Genomic DNA, 7,542 nt, shown 5'->3' on the forward strand with positions numbered 1-7,542 from the left:
GCCTGATACCCGTCCTCGACGGACAGGTCCGCTCCGAGTTTCCCCTGGTAGGCGAGCTTGCCGTCCACCATCGGCAGCTGGCCCGACGTGTACACGAACCGCCCGGCGCGGACGGCCGGCACGTAGGCGGCGACCGGCTTCGCCACCGGCGGCAGAGCGATGCCCAGCTCGGCGAGACGCGCTTCGATCTTTCCCATCGGGATCCTCCCCATGCCGACCGCGCCGGATGGGGCTTCATCCGGCGCAGGGCAGGCATATTCTACCACAGCGCCTGAACGGCGGCCGGGCACGCGCTTCCGCGTGTCCCGCACGGTCTTGATGATGCCATAATGCTCCCTAGGAGGTCGTGCGCTTGTCCGAATCCCTGGTGTACCTCAACGGCCAGTTCGTGCCTTACAGTCAAGCGACCGTGCACGTCGAGGACCGCGGGCTTCTCTTTGCCGACGGCGTCTATGAGGTCATCCGCGTGTACGGCGGACGGCCCTTCGCCCTCGACGAGCACTTCGAGCGCCTGGAGCGGAGCGCGTCCCTGATGAGGCTGCCGTTGCCGAAGCCGGTGGCGGAACTCAAGGCGGCCGCGCTGGAGACCCTGGATCGGAGCGGGCTCAAGGAGGCCACCATCTACGTCGAAGTGACCCGCGGCGGCGGCGGGCCGCGGAACCACGCGTTCCCCGCCGACCCGCGCCCCACGGTCTTCATGATCGCACGCGAGGCCAAGACCCCTTCGCCCGCCCTTTACGAGAACGGCGCGCGGCTGGTCACCGTGCCCGACCGTCGCTGGCACATGTGTCACGTGAAGTCGATCGGGCTGTTCCTCAACTGCCTCGCCAAGCAGGAGGCGCTGGAGGCCGGGGCGGACGACGCGCTCTTCGTGCGCGGCGCCGTCGTGACGGAGGCGTCGAGCGCAAACTTCATGGCCGTATGGGGCGGCGAGCTGCGCACCCACCCGGAGAGCGAGTGGATCCTGCCGGGCATCACGCGACGGGTCGTCCTCGACCTCGCCCGGGAGGCCGGCATCCCCGTCGTCGAGCGCGCGTTCACGCTCGACGAGCTCTGGTCGGCCGACGAGGCCTTCATCACCGGCACCACGACCGAGGTCCTGCCCGTCGTCCAAGTCGACGGCCGCGCCATCGGCGACGGGCGTCCGGGGCCGGTCACGCGCCGCCTGCGGGAACTCTACGCTTCGCGCGCGCGTTCGAGCTGACGCGCGGATAGCCGCCCGCCGGCTGCGGCACACTACGCCGCAGACCATGCAGGGAGGATGCCGCGCGTTGGGCCGCTCCGCGCGAACGCGGGTGGGCGTCGTCCTCGGAGTGCGGCTGGCGCTCGCCACGACGACGAACGCCGGCCTTGGCGGCGATGTCCGGGCTGCGGTGCCCGTCACCGCGGCCTTTTTCTTCCCCGGCGCGCGCCGCGCGGCCCGACGGATCGCGGTTCCTCATGGCGGAAAGGTGGCGGCATGAGCATGTCGGAGCAACGCACGTCTCAGGAGTGGAGTCCGGCCAGCGGCGGCGCGGCCCAGCTACCGCCCGCGCCTCCGATGGAGATGCAGCTCCGCTGGCTGATCCAGCAGGAGTTGGCTCGCATGATGGCGAGTTCTGCGGGGCCGGCCGCGCCGGGCGACGGTCAGTCGCCGCATTCGGAGGGCGCTGGCCCTGCGGCGCAACCGGCCGCGGCGCAGGGCATGGCCGCGCCGGGCGGCATGCCGCCGGGGGGCGCCGCGGCCATGCCCTGGCCCGCGGGCCCGGCCCAGATGGCGATGCCGCAGGCCGCGCCCGGTTCGCCGCAGTCCGGTCCGGCTCCGTCGGGCCCAGCCGCGTACGGATCCGCGCACGCCGCGTCGCCGGAAGGGCCCGCCCCGCAGGAGGAGGAGCTGACGAACCGGCTGGCCGACAACCTGCGGAAGCTCAAGGCGGTGCTCGCGGAAACGCAGTCCATCGCCAAGCAGATGGAGCAACTGCTGGCCAACTCCGCCAAGGGCCAGCGCGGGCAGGGCCGCGGTGGCCACAGCCAGGACGGCTCGCCGGCTTCCAATCAGGGGAACGGCGGGCAAGAGCCCGCGCAGGGCGGGCCGTCGGCGGAGTCACAGCGCCAGCGCCCCTGGGGATCGTGGCTGTCGCTCCGCTGAGTCGCATCGACCGGAAGAACCCCGAACCACCCCCGTGACGACGGCGGCGACCATCCCATGGGACGGTCGCCGCCGCGGCGCGCGGTGGAACGCCGTGCGCTACTGGATGTTCGCCTTGATCGCGTCCCAGTACTTCTGGTTCTCGTATCCGAGCCGCCAGATGGCGATGCCCTTCAAGCGCATGTCCTTCGCGAGCCGCACCTTCTTCGCCACGGACACCTCGTCCTCGTACCAGACGACGTGCGTGCGGCCCTTGTTGTCCGTGTAGGTGAAGTGCGGCGAGAGGTCGCTCGCGCGCTGCACCGTGCCCTTCACGCGCTGTTCCGCGTCCTTCATGCGGATCGTCTCCGCCTGGGTGGTCCCCTGGATCCAGTCGTAGCCGTACGCGGCCACGCCGAGAACGAGCTGCGCGGGCTTCACCCCGGACGCGATCGCCATCTCGACGCGCTGGCGCACCCAACTCAGAGGCGCGATCGGGCCCGACTGACTCGCGTCGCTGTGGTTGTCGTAGGTCATGAGCACGATCTGGTCGACGTTCTGCGCCAGCTTCGCGTAATCGTACGGAGAACTCTTGTCGTCCGGCTGGCCCGCCGGAATGACGTCGATGTTGAGCCGCTTGCCGCGCTTCCGGATCTCGGGGTACAGCTGCGAGACGAAGCTCGTCAGACCCATGCGGGTGGCGGGACTCAGCAGCTGGAAGTCGAGGCTGAAACCGTCATAGACATCCTTGTTCTTGTCCAGGATGTCCAGGAGCTTGGAGATCGCACGGCTTCGCGCCCGGGCGTCGTTCAGGAACGCATCGTTGCCGTTGTTGTTCGTCACGAGCGGCAGAAGCCGGATGCCGTTCTTCCTCGCGAAGTCCCGGACATCGTTCTCGCTGACGTCGATGATGCTGCCGTCGCGTTCAATTCGATACCAGAACGGCGCCAGCTCGCTGATGACGTCCTTGTTCCGCTTCACGGTGTCCAGGATCTGTCCTCGCTTCGGTTCCTGACGGTCGTCGTAGAAGCCGAGGACCATGAGCCGGCCCGTGGTGTTGGCCACATTGTTGACGTTCGGTTTTTGCAGCGGCTTCTTCTGCACGCTGCCGCTCCACAGCGTGCACCCCGGCAGCAGCACGGCGGCCAGGGCCAGAACCGCACATCGGCGCGCGATCTGACGCATACGCGCCGCCCCCTTTCGCGGACGTTTGCGCGTAGTATGCGCAGCGCCGCGCGCCAAAGGGCGCCGTGCGGCTAGGCGGTTTGCGGAACGCCTGTCACTCTTTGGAGGACTGCTCTGGAAGGGCCCTGCCGCCGGACGCGCCGAACACGCGCTCGTACATTTCGGGCGTGATGAGCACTTCCCGCGCCTTCGATCCCTGGTGCGGTCCAACGAAGCCGCGCCGCTCCATCATGTCGATCAGCCGGCCGGCCCGCGTGAAGCCGACGCGCAGGCGGCGCTGCAGCATGGAAACCGACGCCTGGCGCGTCTCCATCACGACGCGGACGGCCTCCGCGAACAGCTCGTCCTGGCGGTCGTCCTCGTCGTTCGCGGCACCCGCGGGCCCGGACAGGACCTCGGGGTTGAACTCTGGAGCGGCCTGAGCGCGGACGAAATCGAGCACCGCTTCAAGCTCCGCTTCGGAAATGTAGGCCCCCTGAGCGCGGACCGGCTTCGGCGCGCCGATGGGATAGAAGAGCATGTCACCCTTGCCCAGAAGCTTCTCCGCCCCCGCGCCATCGAGGATCGTGCGGGAATCCGCCTGGGAGGAGACGGCGAACGCGATCCGCGACGGGATGTTCGCCTTGATGACGCCCGTGATGACGTCAACCGACGGCCGTTGCGTCGCCACGATCAGGTGGATGCCGGCCGCGCGCGCCATCTGGGCGAGCCGCTGGATGGCGTCTTCCACGTCGCGGGCGGCGATCAGCATCAGGTCCGCCAGCTCGTCGATGACGACGACGATGAACGGCAGGGGCCGCCGTCCCTTTGCCGCGGCCTGCTCGTTGAAGCGGTGGATGTCCCGGACGCCCCAATCGGCGAAGAGCTCGTAACGGTTGACCATCTCCTGCTGCACCCACCGCAGGGCGCCGGCCGCCTGTTTCGGGTCGGTGATGACGGGCGCCATGAGATGGGGGATGCCGTTGTACACGGACAGCTCGACCCGTTTCGGGTCGACGAGCAGGAGCTTCACCTCGTCCGGGCGCGCCTTGTAGAGGATGCTGGTCAGGATCGTGTTGAGGCAGACGCTCTTGCCGCTGCCCGTCGCCCCGGCGATGAGCACGTGCAGCATGCGCTCCAGCGACGCCACGATCGGCTGGCCGGCCACGTCCTCGCCCAGCGCCAGCGTGAGCCGGGAGGCCGATCGCTGGAACGCCGGGTGTTCGAGGACTTCGCGCATGGACACGGTGCGGATCTCGCGGTTCGGGACCTCGATGCCCACCGCGGACTTCCCCGGGATCGGGGCCACGATGCGCACGTCGGTCGCCGCGAGGGCGAGCGCGATGTCGTCGGCCAGGCTGACGATGCGGCTGACCTTCACCCCGGCCGCCGGCTGCAGTTCATAGCGCGTGACGGCCGGGCCCTGGTCCATGCCCACCACGCGCGCCTGGATGCCGAAGCTGGCCAGCGTCTCTTCCAACGCGCGCGCGCCGCGCTCGCCGTCCTTCGCCCGGCGGTCCGCCCCGCGCCGGTCGTGACGCTTGAGCAGGTCCAACGGCGGCAGGCGGTACACGGCGTAGTCGTCCAGGGACAGCTGATGGGGCACGGGCCGGTCCGCGCCCGGTTCGACGCCCGCCGGCGCGGCGCGGCGACCGGCAGGGACGGCGGTCTCGGGAGCGGGTCGCGGGCCCCGTTGTGCGGGCGCGCCGGCGACCGCGGGTCCGTCGATCGCGCCGACATGGGACGTGTCGGTCGCCGCCGCCCGGGCGACATCCTCCGCCTCGGTCCCCGACCACTCGTCCACATCGATGTCCGGGGCAGCGCCGTCCTCGACGCCCGGTATGACGGCGTCCACGGCCGCCTCGTCCGCCGCGGCCTCATGCAGCGAGGCCGGTTCGGCGCCGGCAGCCGCCTGCGCGCCGGCCGCATCTTCAACCTCTTCGAAGAAGAAGTCGCGGAACCACGCGGCCGTGCGCTGCCCGAAGGACGCGAGGGCGCGCACTGCAGCCCGCACGACGGTGGACGGTCGCACGTGGAACAGGAGCACCAGGGAGAGCAGCGCGCCCGTCACCAGCACCACGACCGCGCCGACGTCGCCGAACGCGCGCGCGAGAAGCGACCACACGGTGGCGCCGACGAGCCCTCCGCCCTGCGGAGCGCGCGCGAAGGCCCGGTCGAGCGGGATCCCGCGGTGGAGCCAGGCCGCCGCGACGGTCGTGCCCAGCGCCAACCCCACGAGCCGCCCGCGGTTGCGCGGCCACATCCGGCCCGAGGCCAGGAGCATCGCACCGCCCGCGCCGCACAGGGCGGGAACCATGGGCGCGGCGCGCCCCAGAAGCCACGCAAGTCCCCGAGCCAAGCCCGAGAGAATGACGCCGCGCCCTGGCCAGACCAGCGCGACGGCCATCAACGCGGCCAAGCCGAGCCAGACGATGGCGGCCAACTCCCGCCGCAGCTCCGACGGCAGCCCGCCGCGCGGCGCTTCCCGCGCCTGCGGCGCAGGCGCCGGCGCGCGGCGACGGCCGCGCGCCCGGCCGTTCCGCTTGCCTGCTTCAGCCAAGAGACGTCACTCCCAAGACGACGGCGCCCAGCGCCCACACGTAATACGCGAAGCCCTCAAGCCGGCCCCGGTACAGCGTCTTCAAGAAGTACCGGATCGCCCAGACGCCGGACACGGCCGCCACGAACCCGCCGGTCAGCATGGCGGCCAGCGAAGGATGCGGCTGCGAGGCCAGTTCGGGCAGCTCCACCGCCGCCGCGCCCAGGATGGCCGGAATGCTCATGAGGAAAGAAAAGCGGGCGGCGTCCTCCGCGCGGATGCCTCGCCCAAGGGCGGCGGCGATCGTTGCGCCCGAACGCGAGATCCCGGGTGCGATGGCCAGTCCCTGGAACGTCCCGACGATCAGCGCGTCGGCGAGGCTGATGTCCGTCTCCCCCTTGCGGCCTCCGTCCCGGCGGCTCGCCCAATAGAGAAGCACGCCGGTGAGGATCCAGAAGACGCCCACTGCGCGCAGCGAGCCGAACCAGCCGGCGAACACGTTTTCGCCCGCCAGGCCGATGACTCCTGTCGGAATCGTCGCGACGAGCACCGCCCACGCGAGGCGCGCCCCCGGCGGCCCCCCGGCCGCGCCGGGGAACAGGCTGCGCCACCACGCGCCCGCCACCCGGAGGATGTCGCGGCCGTACACCCAGAACACGGCGACCAGCGTGCCCACGTGAAGGGCCACGTCCAGCGCCACGCCGGTCTCCGTCACGCCCAGGAGTTGCTGGAAGAGCACGAGGTGCCCGGAACTGCTGACGGGAAGGAACTCGGTCAGCCCCTGCACGAGGCCGAGCAGCACCGCCTGCCAGATCGACATGCGCCACCTCCGGGGAGACCCTCTGGCCACGGGCGGGCGCGCAAGAGGGCGGGCCGCGGCCGAAAAAGGCCGCCCCGCCGAATCCCCTCGGGGGATCGGGAGCGGCCGACGACCAGTATAGCCGAAGACGAGCCCTACCGCGTGTCGACTTGCAGCGAGTGCGGAGGCAGGACGGTTCCCGGCTGGAACCTCGGGTCCATGAAGTCGTTGGGGTCGGTGGAGAGGAGCGCGCTGAGCCGCCAGCCGTCCGCCGACGCTTCGCAGATCACCCGTCGCCCGTCATAGGTTGCGGTGAGACGGCGCGGCGCCTCCTCCACGGGCTGGAACACCACCTCAGGCGGCAACACCGTCCAGTGCATGTCAAGCACCTTCCTTCTGCCGGATCAGCGCGCGCAGGGCGCGGATGGCGTCCGCGACGCCGCCCACCTCGTCGATGAGGCCCTCCCGGACAGCTTCCGCGCCGACGAGGATCGTGCCGACGTCGCGCGCCAGCTCTCCCGTGCGGAACATCAGCTCGCGGAGCCGCTCGGCGGAGATGTGCGAATTCTCCACGACGAACTTGATGATCCGCTCCTGCATCTTCTCCAGGTATTCGTACGTCTGCGGCACACCGATGACGAGGCCCGAGAGGCGCACCGGGTGCACGGTCATCGTCGCCGTCGGCACGATGAACGAACGGTTCGCGGCGACGGCCACGGGGATCCCGATGGAGTGGCCGCCGCCCAGCACGACGGAGACCGAGGGCTTGCCGAGGCTGCGGACCATCTCCGCGATGGCCAACCCCGCTTCGACGTCGCCCCCCACCGTGTTGAGGAGAACGAGCAGCCCTTTGATCTTGTCGTTCTGTTCCACGGCGACCAGCTGAGGCAAAACGTGCTCGTACTTCGTCGTCTTGTTCTGCGACGGCAGCGT

At 70.5% G+C, this 7,542-nt stretch carries 8 protein-coding genes; 2 read left to right on the forward strand and 6 right to left on the reverse strand.

The window, feature by feature from the left end; all coding sequences use genetic code 11:
- Positions 1-197 (reverse strand): RidA family protein (locus IRZ18_07285; protein MBX5476904.1); only part of this gene is annotated, 197 nt, incomplete at its 3' end.
- Positions 198-352: 155 nt separating this feature from the next.
- On the opposite strand from IRZ18_07285, the gene IRZ18_07290 reads away from it, so the two are divergent.
- Both IRZ18_07290 and IRZ18_07295 read left to right on the forward strand, forming a co-directional pair.
- Positions 353-1,204 (forward strand): D-amino acid aminotransferase, encoded by an 852-nt coding sequence (locus IRZ18_07290; protein MBX5476905.1) that lies wholly within the window; start codon positions 353-355, stop codon positions 1,202-1,204.
- Positions 1,205-1,465: 261 nt separating this feature from the next.
- On the forward strand, positions 1,466-2,128 hold the full coding sequence (locus IRZ18_07295; GenBank protein ID MBX5476906.1) for a hypothetical protein: 663 nt from the start codon (positions 1,466-1,468) through the stop codon (positions 2,126-2,128).
- 99 nt (positions 2,129-2,227) lie between these two features.
- Here the strand turns inward: IRZ18_07295 and IRZ18_07300 are convergent, their stop codons facing one another.
- The 5 genes from IRZ18_07300 to IRZ18_07320 all read right to left on the reverse strand — a co-directional run.
- Entirely contained in the window at positions 2,228-3,292 is a 1,065-nt protein-coding gene (locus IRZ18_07300; protein MBX5476907.1) for a glycoside hydrolase family 18, read from the reverse strand.
- Positions 3,293-3,386: 94 nt separating this feature from the next.
- The gene (locus tag IRZ18_07305; GenBank protein MBX5476908.1) at positions 3,387-5,678 is read right to left on the reverse strand and encodes a DNA translocase FtsK 4TM domain-containing protein; all 2,292 of its coding nucleotides are present in this window, start codon (positions 5,676-5,678) and stop codon (positions 3,387-3,389) included.
- Positions 5,679-5,823: 145 nt separating this feature from the next.
- Positions 5,824-6,630: an undecaprenyl-diphosphate phosphatase gene (locus tag IRZ18_07310; GenBank protein MBX5476909.1), complete on the reverse strand. Its 807-nt coding sequence runs from the start codon at positions 6,628-6,630 to the stop codon at positions 5,824-5,826.
- Positions 6,631-6,764: 134 nt separating this feature from the next.
- On the reverse strand, positions 6,765-6,989 hold the full coding sequence (locus IRZ18_07315) for a YlzJ-like family protein (GenBank protein ID MBX5476910.1): 225 nt from the start codon (positions 6,987-6,989) through the stop codon (positions 6,765-6,767).
- A 1-nt stretch (position 6,990) separates the two neighbouring features.
- Positions 6,991-7,542, reverse strand: a 552-nt coding sequence (locus IRZ18_07320) for an ATP-dependent Clp protease proteolytic subunit (GenBank protein ID MBX5476911.1), incomplete at its 5' end; no start/stop codon positions are given.

The sequence above is a fragment of the Clostridia bacterium genome, from assembly GCA_019683875.1.
In the GTDB taxonomy this organism is placed as follows: Bacteria; Bacillota; Sulfobacillia; order RBS10-35; family Bu92; genus Bu92.